Origin of the sequence: Guyparkeria sp. WRN-7 (assembly GCF_001641825.1) — a bacterium.
Classification (GTDB): Bacteria; Pseudomonadota; Gammaproteobacteria; order Halothiobacillales; family Halothiobacillaceae; genus Guyparkeria.
Map to the genome: position 1 here is coordinate 271,426 of NZ_LRFH01000004.1, position 15,538 is coordinate 286,963.

15 protein-coding genes and 1 pseudogene are annotated in these 15,538 nt (G+C 66.6%); 3 read left to right on the forward strand and 13 right to left on the reverse strand.

From position 1 onward, the window contains the following. Positions 1-40: 40 nt before the first annotated feature. From clpB to rluD, 7 genes are all read right to left on the reverse strand, one after another. Positions 41-2,629 carry an ATP-dependent chaperone ClpB gene (clpB, locus tag AWR35_RS03890; RefSeq protein WP_058574636.1) on the reverse strand — a complete coding sequence of 863 codons (2,589 nt, stop codon included), beginning with the start codon at positions 2,627-2,629 and terminating at the stop codon, positions 41-43. Positions 2,630-2,748: 119 nt separating this feature from the next. After that, the gene (locus AWR35_RS03895; protein WP_066185054.1) at positions 2,749-3,582 is read right to left on the reverse strand and encodes a UDP-2,3-diacylglucosamine diphosphatase; all 834 of its coding nucleotides are present in this window, start codon (positions 3,580-3,582) and stop codon (positions 2,749-2,751) included. Positions 3,583-3,695: 113 nt separating this feature from the next. Next, complete coding sequence (locus AWR35_RS03900) at positions 3,696-4,568, reverse strand: DMT family transporter (RefSeq protein WP_066185055.1); 873 nt, start codon at positions 4,566-4,568, stop codon at positions 3,696-3,698. 117 nt (positions 4,569-4,685) lie between these two features. Then, positions 4,686-5,177 (reverse strand): peptide deformylase, encoded by a 492-nt coding sequence (gene def / locus AWR35_RS03905; protein WP_058574639.1) that lies wholly within the window; start codon positions 5,175-5,177, stop codon positions 4,686-4,688. A gap of 2 nt (positions 5,178-5,179) precedes the next feature. Next, positions 5,180-5,704 carry an ACT domain-containing protein gene (locus tag AWR35_RS03910; protein ID WP_058574640.1) on the reverse strand — a complete coding sequence of 175 codons (525 nt, stop codon included), beginning with the start codon at positions 5,702-5,704 and terminating at the stop codon, positions 5,180-5,182. A gap of 16 nt (positions 5,705-5,720) precedes the next feature. After that, positions 5,721-6,494, reverse strand: coding sequence for a peptidoglycan editing factor PgeF (pgeF, locus tag AWR35_RS03915; RefSeq protein WP_058574641.1), 774 nt, complete (start codon positions 6,492-6,494; stop codon positions 5,721-5,723). After that, the gene (rluD, locus tag AWR35_RS03920) at positions 6,475-7,467 is read right to left on the reverse strand and encodes a 23S rRNA pseudouridine(1911/1915/1917) synthase RluD (protein WP_058574642.1); all 993 of its coding nucleotides are present in this window, start codon (positions 7,465-7,467) and stop codon (positions 6,475-6,477) included. The genes pgeF and rluD overlap by 20 nt, the downstream gene beginning before the upstream one ends. Before the next feature lie 223 nt (positions 7,468-7,690). Between rluD and AWR35_RS03925 the strand changes: the two genes are divergently transcribed. After that, a complete protein-coding gene (locus AWR35_RS03925; protein WP_082663893.1) occupies positions 7,691-8,512 on the forward strand; it encodes an outer membrane protein assembly factor BamD in 822 nt (273 codons plus the stop codon). Between the two features lie 283 nt (positions 8,513-8,795). Next, on the forward strand, positions 8,796-10,055 hold the full coding sequence (locus tag AWR35_RS03930) for a peptidoglycan-binding domain-containing protein (RefSeq protein ID WP_197408122.1): 1,260 nt from the start codon (positions 8,796-8,798) through the stop codon (positions 10,053-10,055). A gap of 224 nt (positions 10,056-10,279) precedes the next feature. On the opposite strand, the gene rpsI is transcribed toward AWR35_RS03930, so the two are convergent. Continuing rightward, positions 10,280-10,672: a 30S ribosomal protein S9 gene (gene rpsI / locus AWR35_RS03935; protein ID WP_058574645.1), complete on the reverse strand. Its 393-nt coding sequence runs from the start codon at positions 10,670-10,672 to the stop codon at positions 10,280-10,282. A 12-nt stretch (positions 10,673-10,684) separates the two neighbouring features. Next, positions 10,685-11,113 carry a 50S ribosomal protein L13 gene (gene rplM, locus AWR35_RS03940; protein ID WP_058574646.1) on the reverse strand — a complete coding sequence of 143 codons (429 nt, stop codon included), beginning with the start codon at positions 11,111-11,113 and terminating at the stop codon, positions 10,685-10,687. Positions 11,114-11,463: 350 nt separating this feature from the next. Between rplM and AWR35_RS03945 the strand changes: the two genes are divergently transcribed. After that, a complete protein-coding gene (locus AWR35_RS03945; RefSeq protein ID WP_082663894.1) occupies positions 11,464-12,756 on the forward strand; it encodes a (Fe-S)-binding protein in 1,293 nt (430 codons plus the stop codon). 9 nt (positions 12,757-12,765) lie between these two features. Here AWR35_RS03945 and speD read toward each other — a convergent pair whose 3' ends face one another. From speD to trpD, 4 genes and pseudogenes are all read right to left on the reverse strand, one after another. Next, positions 12,766-13,602 carry an adenosylmethionine decarboxylase gene (gene speD / locus AWR35_RS03950; protein ID WP_058574648.1) on the reverse strand — a complete coding sequence of 279 codons (837 nt, stop codon included), beginning with the start codon at positions 13,600-13,602 and terminating at the stop codon, positions 12,766-12,768. A 189-nt stretch (positions 13,603-13,791) separates the two neighbouring features. Then, the gene (locus tag AWR35_RS03955; RefSeq protein ID WP_058574649.1) at positions 13,792-14,214 is read right to left on the reverse strand and encodes an OsmC family protein; all 423 of its coding nucleotides are present in this window, start codon (positions 14,212-14,214) and stop codon (positions 13,792-13,794) included. 9 nt (positions 14,215-14,223) lie between these two features. Next, positions 14,224-15,033: an indole-3-glycerol phosphate synthase TrpC gene (gene trpC / locus AWR35_RS03960; protein WP_058574650.1), complete on the reverse strand. Its 810-nt coding sequence runs from the start codon at positions 15,031-15,033 to the stop codon at positions 14,224-14,226. A 68-nt stretch (positions 15,034-15,101) separates the two neighbouring features. Further along, positions 15,102-15,538: pseudogene (trpD, locus tag AWR35_RS03965) on the reverse strand (anthranilate phosphoribosyltransferase); the annotation flags it as partial.

Below are 15,538 nucleotides of genomic sequence, written 5' to 3' on the forward strand. Positions count from 1 at the left end.
GCCCTGAAAGCCTCATCGACCAGGGAACGACCGTGGGCAATCAGCCCTTGCCGAGGGTCAGCTCGCCGTCGCGCACGTCGATGGCGACCGTCTCGCCGGGCAGGTACTCGCCCTTGAGGATCGCCTGGGCCAGCGGGTTTTCCAGGCGCTGCTGGATGGCCCGCTTGAGCGGCCGGGCGCCGAAGACCGGGTCGAAGCCGGCCTCGCCCAGGGCATCGAGCGCCGCGTCGCTGAGCGACAGGTCGATCTCGCGGTCGGCCAGGCGCTTCCTGAGATACTCGATCTGGATGTCGACGATCCGCCGGATCTCGCTGCGGTCGAGCGGGTGGAAGACCACCACGTCGTCGACGCGGTTGATGAACTCCGGCCGGAAGTGCTGGCCGACGATCTCGAGCACCTCGGTCTTGATCTGCTCGTACTCGGCATCCTGACCGGCCAGTTCCTGGATCCGCTGCGAACCCAGGTTGGAGGTCATCACGATCACAGTGTTGCGGAAGTCGACCGTCCGGCCCTGGCCGTCGGTCAGGCGGCCATCGTCGAGCACCTGCAGCAGGATGTTGAAGACGTCCGGGTGCGCCTTCTCCACCTCGTCGAGCAGGATCACCGAGTAGGGCTTGCGACGCACCGCCTCGGTCAGATAGCCGCCCTCCTCGTAGCCGACGTAACCCGGGGGCGCCCCGACCAGTCGTGCCACGGAGTGCTTCTCCATGAACTCGGACATGTCGATGCGCACCATTGCCTCCTCGGTGTCGAAGAGGAAGGTCGCCAGTGCCTTGGTCAGCTCGGTCTTGCCCACGCCGGTGGGGCCGAGGAACATGAACGAGCCGTTGGGCCGGTTGGGATCGGACAGCCCGGCCCGCGAGCGACGGATGGCATCGGACACCGCCTCGACGGCCTCGGATTGACCGATGACCCGCTTGCCGAGCGCCTCTTCCATCCGCAGCAGCTTGTCCTTCTCGCCCTCGAGCATCTTCGAGACCGGGATACCGGTCCAGCGCGAGACCACCTCGGCAATCTCCTCGGTGCCGACCGTGCTGCGGAACAGCTTGGGCTTCTCGGTCTCCGTCTGCTCTTCCTGCGTCTGCGCTTCGGCCAGCTCGCGCTCGAGTTCCGGGATCCGACCGTACTGCAGCTCGGACATGCGGGTGAGGTCGCTCGCCCGGCGCGCGGTCTCCAGCTCGGTACGAGCGCGGTCGAGCGCCTCCTTGATGTGCGTCGTGCCGGCGACCGCCGCCTTCTCGGACTTCCAGATCTCCTCGAGGTCCGAATACTCGCGCTCGAGCTCCCCGATCTCCTCCTCGAGGTTGGCCAGACGCTTCTTCGAGGCCTCGTCGGACTCCTTCTTCAGCGCCTCGCGCTCGATCTTGAGCTGAATCAGGCGACGCTCGAGGCGGTCCATCGATTCGGGCTTGGAGTCGATCTCCATGCGGATGCGGCTGGCCGCCTCGTCGATCAGGTCGATCGCCTTGTCGGGCAGCTGCCGGTCGGTGATGTAACGCTGCGAGAGCTGGGCGGCCGCGACGATCGCCGGGTCACCGATCTCGATGCCGTGGTGGACCTCGTAGCGTTCCTTGAGACCACGCAGGATCGCGATGGTGTCCTCGGTGGTCGGCTCGTCGACCAGCACCTTCTGGAAGCGGCGCTCGAGTGCGGCGTCTTTCTCGATGTACTGGCGATACTCGTCGAGCGTGGTCGCGCCGATGCAGCGCAGCTCGCCACGCGCCAGGGCCGGCTTGAGCATGTTGCCGGCGTCCATCGCCCCATCGGCCTTGCCAGCGCCGACCATGGTGTGGATCTCGTCGATGAACAGGATCACGCGCCCTTCCGCCTTGGCGATGTCGTTGAGCACGCCCTTGAGACGTTCCTCGAAATCGCCGCGGAACTTGGCACCGGCGAGCAGCGCGCCCATGTCGAGTGCCAGCACGCGCTTGTCCTTGAGGCCCTCGGGCACCTCGCCGTTGACGATGCGCTGGGCCAGCCCCTCGACGATGGCGGTCTTGCCCACGCCGGGCTCGCCGATCAGGACCGGGTTGTTCTTGGTACGCCGCTGCAGGACCTGCACGGCGCGACGGATTTCCTCGTCACGACCGATGACCGGGTCGAGCTTGCCCTGCTCGGCGCGCTCGGTCAGATCCTGGGTGTACTTCTCCAGCGCCTGGCGAGCGTCCTCGGCGTTGGGGTCGTCGACCGACTGCCCGCCACGGAGCTTCTCGATCGCCTGCTCGATGGCCCCCTTGGCCGCACCGGCACGACGCAGGGTCTCGCCCAGCTCGCCCTTGTCCTCGATCACCGCCAGCACGAACAGCTCGCTGGAGATGTACTGGTCGGAGCGCTGCTGCGCCAGCTTGTCGGTGACGTTGAGCAGACGCGACAGGTCGTTGGAAATGTGAACCTCGCCGGCCTCGCCGCCGGAGACCGAGGGCAGCCGGTCGAGCATCTCGCCCAGCTGCGAGCGCAGCAGGTTGACGTTGATATCGGACTGCGTCAGCAGGTGACGCACGGTGCCGCCTTCCTGATCGAGCAGCGCCACCATCAGGTGAACCGGCTCGATGAACTGGTGATCCTGGCCCACGGCCAGTGACTGGGCATCGGCCAGAGCTGTCTGGAACTTGGCGGTCAGTTTGTCCATCCGCATTGAAAGCACCTCGTATGCCGTCGGAATTCGTTTAACTGCCTAGGAATGTAGGCACGGCACCGGTGGATTCAAGGGGCGGCCGGCCGCCAAAGACGAGCGGAGCCGCTGCGGGCCTAGCCGACGGCCATCGACTCCTCACTCTCCGGCTCGTCGAACTCGCGGACAAAGGCGTCGACCTCGCTGACCCGAACACCATCCCACTCGATCACCCCCAACCGGCCACGGGCATCCTCGACCAGGGCACTGCAGCCCTCCACCCAGTCGCCACTGTTGGCATAGGTGATCCCGTCGGCCTGACGCAGGTTGGCGTGATGGATGTGGCCGCAGACGATCACGTCCACACCCCGCCGCCGCGCATGCGCCAGGGCCGCCTCCTCGAAACGAGTCACGTGGGCCATCGCGCCGGGAATGCGCGTCTTGACGGCACGCAGCAGCGCGCCATGCCACTCCCGGCCACCGAGCCGACGACCCAGGCGACGGCCGAGACGATCGAGACGCAACAGGCACTCGTAGCCAATATCACCCAGCCAGCGTGCCGGCAGCGAGGGGGCGATATCGGCATCGAATTCGTCGCCGTGCAGCACCAGCGCCTCGCGCCCATCCGCCAGGGACAGACGCAGTTCGCGATGCAGCGAGACCCCGGCAAACGCCTGGCCCACCATGGCGCGAAAGCAGTCGTCGTGATTGCCGGGCACGTAGACCACCCGCGTACCGGCCTCGACCAGCCGACCGAGCTGCCGGAACAAATCGCTCTTGGCCGGCGACCAGCGCCAACGACGGCGCTGCATCTGCCACACGTCGAGCAGATCGCCGTTGAGAATCAGGGTCTCGCAGCGGATCGCGCCGAGAAAACCGAGCAACCGTTCGGGGCGGGCATCGGGCGTCCCGAGATGGACGTCCGAGACGATAACCGTTCGATAGTGACGAGACGGGCTGACGTAATCCATCCGGGCACCTCTCCGAGCACGGTGGGAACAGGAGGACTCTCTTATCCCCCAGCCCGGTGACCGACGCATGTCAGCGGGATCACGATTTGATAACAGGCACCCGTCTGCCCGGATCATGCCGACCGCTGCCTGACGCTCAGCGCGGTCACGGTCGCCAGGATCAGGAACATGCCCAGCCATTGCCCGAGCGCAAGAGCCTGCCCCAGCACGAGCAGGGCGAACAGAGAGGCAGTGACCGGCTCGACCGCGGCGACCAGCGAGACGGATACCGGGGCGGCGGTTCGCAGACCGATCACGTAAAGGAAGAACGACAGACCGGCACCGAACAGCCCCAGCAGCAGGAACAGCGGCACGTCGTCGGACAGCGGCGCGGCGGCGACCTGGTCGTGATCGACCAGCGGCGCCAGGACCAGGAGAAAGACCGCGAAGGCCACGCCCAGCACCACCACGGACGGCGCACGGCGGGTCGCATTCTGGAAACCGAACAGGAAGACCGCATAGGCGACACCGGAGAGCAGCCCGGCCACCACGCCGAACAGGGACAGCTCGTCGATCGGCCTGCCGCCGAGAAGCTGGGTCAGGAGGGCCACGCCAAGGATCACCGCGGCGATCGCGATCACCAGGGCCGGCGTCAGCCGCGCCGCACCGATCGCAAGCAGCACCAGGTAGACGTAAATCGGCTCCATGTACATCAACGTCACGGCCACCGCGACGTTGGCGTGGGAGATGCTGAGGAAGTAGAAGACGAAATTGCCCGCCACGCCGAGGCCGGCCAGCGCAGACCAGCCGAGGGTGGTGCGATCGGGGAGACGGATGCGGTTCGAGCGGGCCAGCCACCAGACGGCGAAGCAGGCAAAACCGATCGCGCCGCGGTAGAAGGAGACCACCAGCGGGTCCCAGCCCCGCTCCATGAGCATGGCAGCAATGCCGCCGGACACGCCCCAGAGAAAGGCGGCGAGGATGACCAGCACGATGCCCATAGGCACACCTCCCCGTGACGCGATGGACGTCGCCACTGGCAGACGCACGAACCGCAAGTGGAGAGGCTCGCACTCCAGGGAAGATAGCAGGGGCAGGCCCGGAACGCGTTCCGGGTCAGCAGGTTATCGCTCGCGCAGGTCCGCGTGACGGCTGACCAGCCGGTCGAGGAACAGGATGCCGTCGAGGTGATCGATCTCGTGCTGGGCAATGCGGGCCTCGAAGCCCTTCATCTTGAAGGTCACGGTGCGGCCCTCGACGTCCTGGGCAGTGAGCTCGATGGTCTCGGCACGAATCACCTTGCCGGTGTAGTCGGGAATCGACAGGCAGCCTTCGCGACCGACGGCAAAGCCCTTCCAGTTGGTGATCGCGGGATTGATCAGCACCAGCGGGCCGTGGTTGTCCACCGGGCGCTTGGCACGCGTCGCATCGACCAGGCAGAGACGCTGCATGCGCCCGACCTGCGGCGCGGCGATACCGACCGCCGACGGCCCCTGGTCCGCGGTGTACTGCAGGTGTTCGGCGAATTCGCGCAGCTCCGGGTCGAACTGCTCGACCGGTTCGCACTCGGTCTTCAGGCGCTCGTCCGGGTAGGTGAGAATCGGCAGCGGCTCCACACTCACCCCCGCATCGTCTGCAGCGGGGTAACCCGCACGGTCAGCCCCTGATCGGCAAGTTGCGCCACGCACTGCTCGATCGGCTCGATGCCATCGGTGGTCTCGCCGTCGATCTGCATGATGTAGATCGGCTTGTCGGCCGAGCCGCCCACGTCGGAGCGCAGGTCGAGGATGTTCATGCCTGCCTCGAGCAGCGCGGCGGTGACGTCGGCGACGATGCCGCTGCGATCGGCACTGTGGACGATCACGGAGACATCCGGCTCGCGGTGCTGGTGCAGGGCCGCGTCGATCTCGTCGACGTGCAGCTTCAGCCCGAAGTCGGCCCGGGTCGATTCGAGCAGGCCGGCGACCTCGTCGGTCGTGCCGGCACCACGCACCATCATCATGATGGCGAACTGGTTGCCGAGGCGCATCATGGCCGTCTCGCCCAGTTCGGCGCCCACACCGAACAGCACGCGGGTGACCTGGGCGACGATGCCGGGCCGATCCGCCCCGACCAGGGTCAGCAGAAGCCAGGGTTTTGTCATCTCGGAAATCCTCTCGTCAGTCTTTCTCGCGCCAGACCAGGGTGGCCATGCGGCCGGTCTCGCCCTGGTCTCGGCGATAGGAATAGAACAGGTCGTCCTGGGCGAAGGTGTCGCGCTCCCCGCCAAAGACCCGCGTGATCCCCTGGCGGCGCAGGCGCGCCCGGGCCAGGGCGAACAGATCCGCGTGATACTTGCCCGGGTCGGCGGCGGTGCGGAAGGCCGAGGCGTCCGCCGGATGCTCGCGCATGAACGCCTCGCGCACCTCCTCGCCGACCTCAAAGTGGGCCGGGCCGATCGCCGGGCCCAGCCAGGCCATCAGCTCGTCGCCGGCCACCGAAAAGCGGTCGACCGTCCGTTCGATCACGCCGGACGCAAGCCCCCGCCAACCGGCATGGGCGACGGCCACCTCGCGGCCGTCGTGACTGGCCAGCGTGACCGACAGGCAGTCGGCCGTCAGTACCGCCAGCACTTCGCCCGGCTGGTCGGTATAGGCCGCGTCGCCCTCCGGCGAATCAGTCGGCACGTCGGGGCCCACCACGGTGGTGCCATGAACCTGATTCAGCCAGCGGGGCGCTTCCGGCAGGTCGAGCATGGCCGCCAGCTCGTCGCGGTTGGCTGCGACGGCCTGCGGATCATCACCGACGTGCCGGGCCAGGTTGAAGCCATCGTATGGCGGGCGGCTGTGTCCACCCAGCCGCGTGGTCACGCCGGCACGCACCCCGCCCGGCGCCGGCCAGGTGGCCTCGATGAAACGACTGCCTTCGGGGGTGTCAGTCGGGATCCGGGACATAGATAACCTCGGCCTCTCCTTCGTCATGGCCGTCGCGGTAGTCACGCAACAGCTCGATCAGTTCGTCCATATCGTCGGGCATCGGCGCCTCGAGCGAGAGCGTCTCGCCGCTCTCGGGGTGACGCAGCGTCAGGCGCCGGGCGTGCAGCGCCTGACGGCCGAAATGCCGCAACACGTCGACCAGCATGTCCTCGGCACCCGGCGGCAGCCGCGGCCGGCCGCCGTAGACCGGGTCGCCGACGATCGGATGGCGGATATGCGCCATGTGCACGCGGATCTGGTGGGTGCGGCCGGTCTCGAGGCGCACGCGCAGCCAGGTGTGCTCGCCGAACTGCTCCACCACCCGGTAGTGACTCACCGCCGGCCGCCCCTGCGGCACGATCGCCTGGCGCTGCCGGTCGCGGGGGTGCCGCCCGATGGGCTCGTCCACGGTGCCGCCGGCAATCACGTGGCCGACCACCACCGCATCATATTCACGCCCGATGCGCCGCTCGGCAAGATCGGCCACCAGCGCCTGGTAGGCCGCCTGCGTCTTGCCGACCACCAGCAGTCCGCTGGTCTGCTTGTCCAGCCGGTGGACCACACCGGCACGCGGCAACAACGCGAGGTCCGGATTGTGGTGGAGCAGCGCGTTGACCAGCGTACCATCGGGATTGCCCGCCCCGGGATGCACCACCAGGTCGACCGGCTTGTTGACCACCAGCAGGTGCTCGTCCTCGTAAACGATGTCGAGCGGGATGTCCTGCGGCTGGTCCTCGCTCTGCTGCTCGAGTTCGGCCGACAGCGACAGAGTCTCGCCACCGAGCACGGTATCGCGCGGACGCGCCTTCTTGCCGTCCAGCGTCAGTTCACCCGCCTTGATCCAGCCCTGCAGCCGATTGCGGGAAAAGTCGGGCCACAGCTGAGCCGCCACCTGGTCGAGTCGCATGCCGGCGAACTCGGTGGGAATCGGCAAGGTACGCTCTACTTCCATCAATATCGTTATATCCGCCATCGAATGGCGACGAAAGCGCATTGTGATGCGGTTCGTCGAGACATGAAAAAGACGGGTGAGGACCCGTCCGGCAACTGGTTGGTTTTTGTTAAGTGATCTGCGAAGATTAGCCGTTAACGCCCGCCCCATCAACGCGCCGCACGGCGCGGCCTGCCGGGGCAGGCGGTCACTCACCAACGGCAAGCGGCCCCACATCCAGATCATGATCGAGCATCGCGACCGTCCCCGCCCGGCAACCCGCCGTTCCCTTACCCGGCAACTCGCACGAGCGGCACTGATCGCCGGCATGGTCACCTTCGCTAGCGGCTGCTCCTGGTTCTCCAAGGGGGACGACGACCGGGTCGACCTGTCCGACCCGACCGCCTCGGCCGCCCAGCTCTACCAGGAAGCGAACGACGCGATGCAGCGGGCCGACTACGAGACGGCGATCAAGAAGTTCGAGACCCTCGAAGGTCGCTATCCCTTCGGTGCCTACACCGAGCAGGCCCAGCTGGAAGTCGCCTACGCCTACTACAAGTACGACGAACCCGACTCCGCGATCGCCGCGGCGGAGCGCTACATCCAGCTCCACCCTCGAGGTGACCATGTGGCCTACGCCCTGTATCTCAAGGGCCTGGCCAACATGAGCCGCGGCGACTCGCTGATCAACAAGATCGCCCCGCCGGACCTATCCAAGCGCGACCAGTCCGTACTCAAGGAGGCATACCGCGCCTTCTCCCGACTGGTCCAGCAGTACCCCGAAAGCCAGTATGTCGATGACGCCAGCCGTCGCCTGATCGACGTGCGCAATGCGCTGGCCCGCCACGAGGTACAGGTCGCCCAGTACTACATGCGCCGCCAAGCCTGGCTCGCCGCCGCCAACCGTGCCCAGGCCGCCCTGGACAAGTACAACGGCTCGACCTCGACCATTCCGGCACTCGAACTGCTGATCGAGGCCTACGGCAAGCTGGGGCTGGAAAAGGAGAAGGCGGATGCCGAGCAGGTGCTCGAGGCCACCCGCGAGGCCAACGCCACGGACTCCTGACTCGGCAAATCAAGGCGGGATCGAGAAAAGAACGGGTCGACGGCACTGCTGTCGGCCCTTTCTTTTTGTGCACACCAGGCCCCCACAGCAACGGCGTCCAAGGTCCCCGGCCGGGGATCGCAACACTGCTGTTCAGGCACAGCCCCTCGCAGCGTCACGCCAACCCTGCTGCTACGCTCGAACCGTAGCGGTCGCCGCCTGACCGTCAGACAGGCAGCGAACGCTCCCTCCTTCCCAGCACCCTGATGTTGCGGACACGAACACGCCGACAGGAGGCATGACCGTGATCTTCAAGACAGTCGCACTCAGCCTGATCCTCTTCGGCTCCATCGGGCCTGCCAGCGCCGGTTACAACGAGGCGATGCAGCACTTCGAGCAGCAGAGGTACCAGCAGGCCCTGCAGGAATTCCGGGAGGCCGCCAGAAGCGACGATTCGTATGCCCAATACATGCTGGGCCGCCTGTATGAGGCCGGCAACGGCACCACCCAGGACTTTGTCCAGGCCCACCAGTGGTACAACCTGGCCGCGGCCCGCGGTCACCGCCACGCCGCGGAGGCGCGCGATGCGCTGGCCGAGCGCATGACATCCTCCCAGGTCGCCAGGGCGCAGCAGGCGGCGCGGGACTGGCAATCGAACCAGGGCACCGGGGCATCACAGCCTGACGTCCATTCCCTGTCCGATCAGGAAGTCGTGGCCGGGACTCAGCGCGAACTCAATCGGCTCGGCTACGATGCCGGCCCGACGGACGGCATCATGGGACATCAGACCCGCGATGCCATCTATGAGTACCAGGCCGACATGGGCATGGCCCAGAATGGTCGCCCTTCCGCCGACCTGCTCAAACGCTTGCGCGAAACCAAGGAGGAGGAAGTTGCCTCAGCCTCGCCCCGAGTCACGCTTCGGGACGATTTCAGCGACGGCGATTTCCGTCGCAACCCACCCTGGACGGTGCTCAGCGGTGACTTCGAGGTCGATCAGAACGGATTGCGCAGCATCGTGGAGGCCGACCGCCGGTCCCGCGACCTCAACTCCGACAACCCGGGGGACATCGGTCTGGCCGTGCTGGGCATGATCCTCGATCAGCAGACGAATACCCGGCAAGAAGCGGCACCCAGACCTGTCGAGCCGGCACAGATCTTCGTCAACGCGCCGGTCGATAATGCGTTCCAGATGGAACTGGAGCTCGCCTCCCGCCAGCGTTCTGGCAGCGTCTCGCTGGGACTCTTCCAGGGAAACCGCCCGGACGGCACCGGCTATCGCCTGGTGTACTCGGCCGACTCGCAGCCGGCACTCACCCTGGTCAGGCTGATCTCCGGAAACGCCGAGGTCGTCGCCCGCCACGACGGCAGGCTCGACCTGGAAGACGGGCGGTTCCATCGCATCGCCTGGAGCCGCGACGAGAACGGACGCATGCAGGTCCACGTGGACAACCGGCACCTGCTGAGCGCGCGGGACACCGGGCTACGCGACCCCTTCCAGGGCTTCGTGATGACAAATCACGGCGGCGACTACACCCTGGGCCGGGTCAGGCTCGAGGAGTAAGCGCCGTCAGCAGGCCTGCGGTCAAGACCCACCTTGAGCCACACGCGGCACCAGGCGACACCCCGCCTGCCGGGTAGCGCGCTGCCGCGATGACCAACGTCGCCCTATGGTGACGGCGGCGCGACCCAGGCAAGCCTCTGCAGGAAACGGCAGACAAAACAAAAGCCCCGCACGATGGCGGGGCTTTTCGTTGCGACCGGCCGAAGCCGGTGGCGAGGTTCGGATCAGCGCTTGGAGAACTGGACCGAACGACGTGCCTTGCGCAGACCGATCTTCTTACGCTCGACCTGACGCGCGTCACGCGTGACGAAGCCGGCTTCGCGCAGCTTCGGACGATGAGCTTCGTCGTAGTCCATCAGCGCGCGGGTCAGACCGTGGCGAACGGCGCCGGCCTGGCCGGACGGGCCGCCGCCGGCGACCGTGGCGACCACGTCGAACTTATCGCCCAGCTCGAGCAGCTCGAGCGGCTGGCGAACGACCATCTGGGCGGTCTCACGACCGAAGAAGTCTTCGAGCTTCTTGCCGTTGACGGTGATGTTGCCGGTGCCCGGACGCAGGAATACCCGTGCGGAGGATGTCTTGCGACGACCGGTTCCGTAATTCTGAGTCATTGCCATGGGTAATCTCTCTTAGATCTCGAGCGGCTGGGGCTGCTGCGCCTGATGATTGTGCTCAGCGTCTGCGTAGACCTTGAGCTTGGTGTACATCTGGCGGCCGAGAGCGTTCTTCGGCAGCATGCCCTTCACGGCCAGCTCGATGACGCGCTCCGGGGAACGCTCCATCAGCTTCTCGAAGGTGAAGTGCTTCATGTTGCCGATGAACCCGGTGTGGAAGTGGTACATCTTGTTACCGGCCTTCTTGCCGGTGACCTTGATGTCCTTCGCGTTGACGATAACGATGTAGTCACCGGTATCGACGTGCGGGGTGTACTCGGCCTTGTGCTTGCCACGCAGGCGACGGGCGACCTCGGTAGCCAGGCGACCCAGCGTCTTGCCGGATGCATCGATGACGTACCAGTCGCGTTTGACCTCGGCCGGCTTGGCGGAATAGGTTTTCATGGATCGACAGCTCCCAAACCAGAAGCGATACATTGATTTCAAGAGGGCGCGAAGTCTACCCGAAGGCAACGCACCCCGCAAGGCCGATTTCGCAACCGGCCCGAACGTGGAGAACCGCGGAGTATAAAACGGGTCGCCGCCAAATGCGAAGCCCAATCTGGACCTCGGCCGGCAATCGACCGGAATACCTTTCAGGTGGGCAAAAAAAATGCCGGCAGACGCCGGCAACAACAAGAACCACCAAAGGAGGATAAGCAATTCACGAAATCAGTATATGCTAATACCGCTAGGCACGCAACCCCCAGCGTGACACTCGGTTTCTCGGGCGCCGCAACGCCATCCGCTCGGGCTTGACCACCCCGGCACGCCGCTGCAATCTGCTCGACATGACGCCGCAGCCACCCAACGCGCCCGCCGCACGCGCATCAACCGCCCCACCCTCACTGGACGACGCCATCCAGCGCGACGCCCTCGACTGCGTGATGTGCGGCATCTGCGTTCCCCACTGCCCCACCTTCTCGCTCACCGGCAACGAGGCCGACGGCCCGCGCGGCCGGATCAGCCTGATGCTCGGCATCAGCCAGGGCGGCCTCGAGCCGGACGCCAGCGTCCGCCATCACCTCGACACCTGCCTGACCTGCCGCGCCTGCGAGACGGTCTGCCCCTCCGGGGTCCGCTATGGCCGACTGGTCGACAACGGTCGCGCCCGACTGGCGCAAACGGAAACGCCCGAGGCACGACCGCGGGCGCAAGGGAAACCCTGGCGCCTGCTGCGCGACCAGCTGCTCACCCGCCGGCGGCGACTGGGCATGGCCTTTGGCCTGTACCGCACGGCCACGCGTCTGGGGCTGGGCGGCATGGTCCGGCGTCTGGCCGGCCCGATTGGCCGGGCACTGCCCCGCCGCCCGGCCGACCCGGTGGGCACGCCTATCTCCGGCATCGAACCGACTCGCGGCAGCGTCGGCCTGTTCGTCGGCTGCACCGGTGGAGCCATGAACGCCCCGGCAGCGCGCGCAGCCGAATCCGTGATGCGGGCGATGGGCTATCGCGTGGTCACGCCCGGCGACCAGGTGTGCTGTGGCGCCATGCACGCCCACGGCGGGGAGCCGGCGGCGGCGAGCAGCCTTCGCGCGCGCAACGCGCGCGTATTTGCAGGCAAGGACGTCGACACGATCGCGGTCGTCGGCACGGCCTGCCGCTCGGAACTCGGGGCTCTGGAGACGGAACACGGCATCAAGGTGCGGGAGATCACCGAGTGGCTGCTCGAACGCCCCAGCGACGAGTGGCCCGCGCTCGGCGCGCTGGATCAGCACGTCGCCGTCCACACGCCCTGCAGCCAGCGAAACCACCTGAAGTCACCCGATGCGACCCGGCAATTGCTGGAACGGATTCCCAGACTCACGCTGACCGATATCGACGGCAACGCACGCTGCTGCGGGGCGGCCGGCCTGCAGGCCCTGCTCTACCCGGAGGAGGCCGAGCGGCTGCGCGCGCCAAAGCTCGAATCGATCGCAAGCATCCGCCCGGATGCCGTGGTCAGTGCCAACGTCGGCTGCGCCACGCACTTCGCCGCCGGCGCCGATCTCGAGGTAAGACAACCGGTGGAACTGATCGCCGAGTCGATTGCCGCGGCGAAATCCTAGCCGGCCGGCTCAGCTACTGGGGACGTCGGCGTCGGCGAGGTTCCGGCCGTAGAAGATCTCGTACATCTCCTTCTTCAGCGCCTTCTCGATGCGCGTGCAGGTCTCGGGGCCGTACTCGTCGATGCCGTGGCCGAACAGGTAGTTGTCCAGATCGAAGTCCTTCAGCAGCATCTTGGTGTGGAAGATGTTCTCCTGATAGACGTTCACGTCGATCATCTGGTAGCGCTCGCGGGTGTCCTCGGCGAGGTAGTTCTGGATCGAGTTGATCTCGTGATCGATGAAGTGCTTCTTGCCGTGCACGTCGCGGGTGAAGCCGCGCACCCGGTAGTCGAGCGTGACGATGTCCGAATCGAAGCTGTGGATCAGGTAGTTCAAGGCCCGTAGCGGCGAGATCCGCCCGCAGGTCGAGACATCGATATCGACCCGGAAGGTGGAGATGCCGTTTTCCGGGTGGCTTTCCGGATAGGTGTGCACCGTGATGTGGCTCTTGTCGAGGTGCGCCACCACCGAATCGCGCGCCGGCTCGTCGTCGCCCGGCAGCGGGCCCGGCTCCTCGTGGTAGTCGATGCCCTCGGCGATCACCGGCTCCTCGGAGATGAGGATGGTGACCGACGCGCCCTGCGGCTCGTAGTCCTGGCGGGCGACGTTGAGGATGTTCGCCCCGATCATCTCGGTGACGTCGGTCAGGATCTGGGTCAGCCGGTCGGCGTCGTAGACCTCGTCGATGTACGCGATGTACTCGTTGACCTGCGTCCGGGTCTTGGCATAGCAGATGTCGAAGATCGACATGCTCAGCGTCTTGCTGAGGTTGTTGAACCCGTGCAAGGTGACCGACGGTTCACCCATGACTACCCCCTGACAGAAACCAAAGCGCCCGACCTCAGCAGGCCGGGCGTGGGAAGGTGGTCGACCGCTCTTGAGCCGACGCTTGTTGATTGCGGCGAAGTGTAAACCGCCATCCGCGCTTTTGCCACGCCCCGCGGCGCGCTCGGGGAGCGCGCCGATGGCAACTGTGGTGACACGACCACGGCCGCGTTACTCGGGAGAACGGACCTCGAAATCGTGGGTCAGTTCCACCGAGTCGCGCAGCATCGCGGATACGGAGCAGTACTTCTCGGCCGAGAGGTTAACGGCGCGCTCGACCTTCTTCGGATCAAGGCCCTCGCCCACCACCACGTAACGGGTGTGGATGCGGGTGAACACCTTGGGCGTCTTGTCCTTGGCGCGCTCGGCCGACAGCTCGATCCAGCAATCCTCGACCGGCTGGCGCTGCTTGCCGAGGATCATCATCACGTCGATCGCGGTGCAGCCGCCCAGCCCCATCAGGACCATTTCCATCGGCCGCGGACCGGCGTTGCGCCCGCCGATCTCCGGCGCACCGTCCATCACGATGCCGTGACCGCTGTCGGCCTCGGCCATGAACGCCATGCCGTCGACCCACTTGACTCGTGCTTCCATCAAAGCCCCCTAGGCTTGGTTGAGTTCGAACAGTTCCGCCAGCGCCGCGCCCGGCTCTTCGGCGCGCATGAACGCCTCGCCCACCAGGAACGCGTGCACGTCGTGGCTGCGCATGCGGCGCACGTCCTCGACGCCGAGAATGCCGCTCTCGGTGACCACGATCCGGTCGTCCGGAATGTCGTGCAGCAGCTCGAGCGTGACATCGAGGCTCACCTTGAAGCTGCGCAGGTCGCGGTTGTTGATGCCGATCAGGCGGGTATCCAGCTTGAGCGCACGCAGCAGCTCGTCGTGGTCATGCACCTCGACCAGCACGTCCATGCCCCAGTGGCGGGCCCGGTCGTGCAGGGCGCGCATCTTCTCGTCGTCGATCGCCGCGGCGATCAGCAGGATGCAGTCGGCACCCATCGCGCGGGCCTCGTCGACCTGGTAGGGGTCGATCATGAAGTCCTTGCGCAGCACCGGCAGGCGACAGGCGGCGCGGGCGGCCTTGAGGTACTCGGCGTCGCCCTGGAAGAAGTCGCGGTCGGTCAGCACCGACAGGCACGCTGCCCCGCCCTTCTGGTAACTCTTGGCGATGGCCACCGGGTCGAACGGATCACGCAGCACGCCACGACTGGGCGAGGCCTTTTTGATTTCGGCGATCACCGCCGGGCGCTTGTCCTCGACGCGCGCGGCGACCGCCCGCTCGAAGCCACGCGTGGCCTCCGCGGAACGGGCGTGATCTTCCATCACGCTCGCCGGGACGACCTGCTTGGCCGCGGCCACCTCGACGCGCTTGCGCGCGATGATCTTCTTCAGGATATCGGGGGTGTCGCTCATAGGCTTGTAGCGCTTGCGGGAGGCCCGGCCGGGCCTCGTTTTCGGAAAAGCGGCGGCAGCTCGCCGGGTCAGTCGCAGGAACCGGTCATGGCGACCAGCTGCTCGAGCTTGTCGAGCGCCCGGCCCTCGGCCAGCAGGCGCTGGGCGGTGGCAATGCCGGCCACCAGGTCCTCGGCGAGATCCGCGGCGTAGATCGCAGCCCCCGCATTCAGCGCGATCATGTCGGCCACCGGGCCGGGCTCGCCGCCCAGCGCGGCGCGCACGCAAGCCACGCTTTGCTCGGGGCCGTCGACGATCAGGCGGTCGAGCGGCTGGCGCGCCATGCCGAAGTCCTCCGGCTCGATGCGGTAACGGCGAATCGTATCGTCCTTCAGCTCGGCCACCTCGGTCGCCTCGGCCAGCGAGATCTCGTCGAGCCCGTCGTGGCTGTGCACCACCAGCACGTGGCGCGCGCCGAGGCGCTGCATCACCTCGGCCAGCGGCTCGAGCCACTCGCTGCTATAGA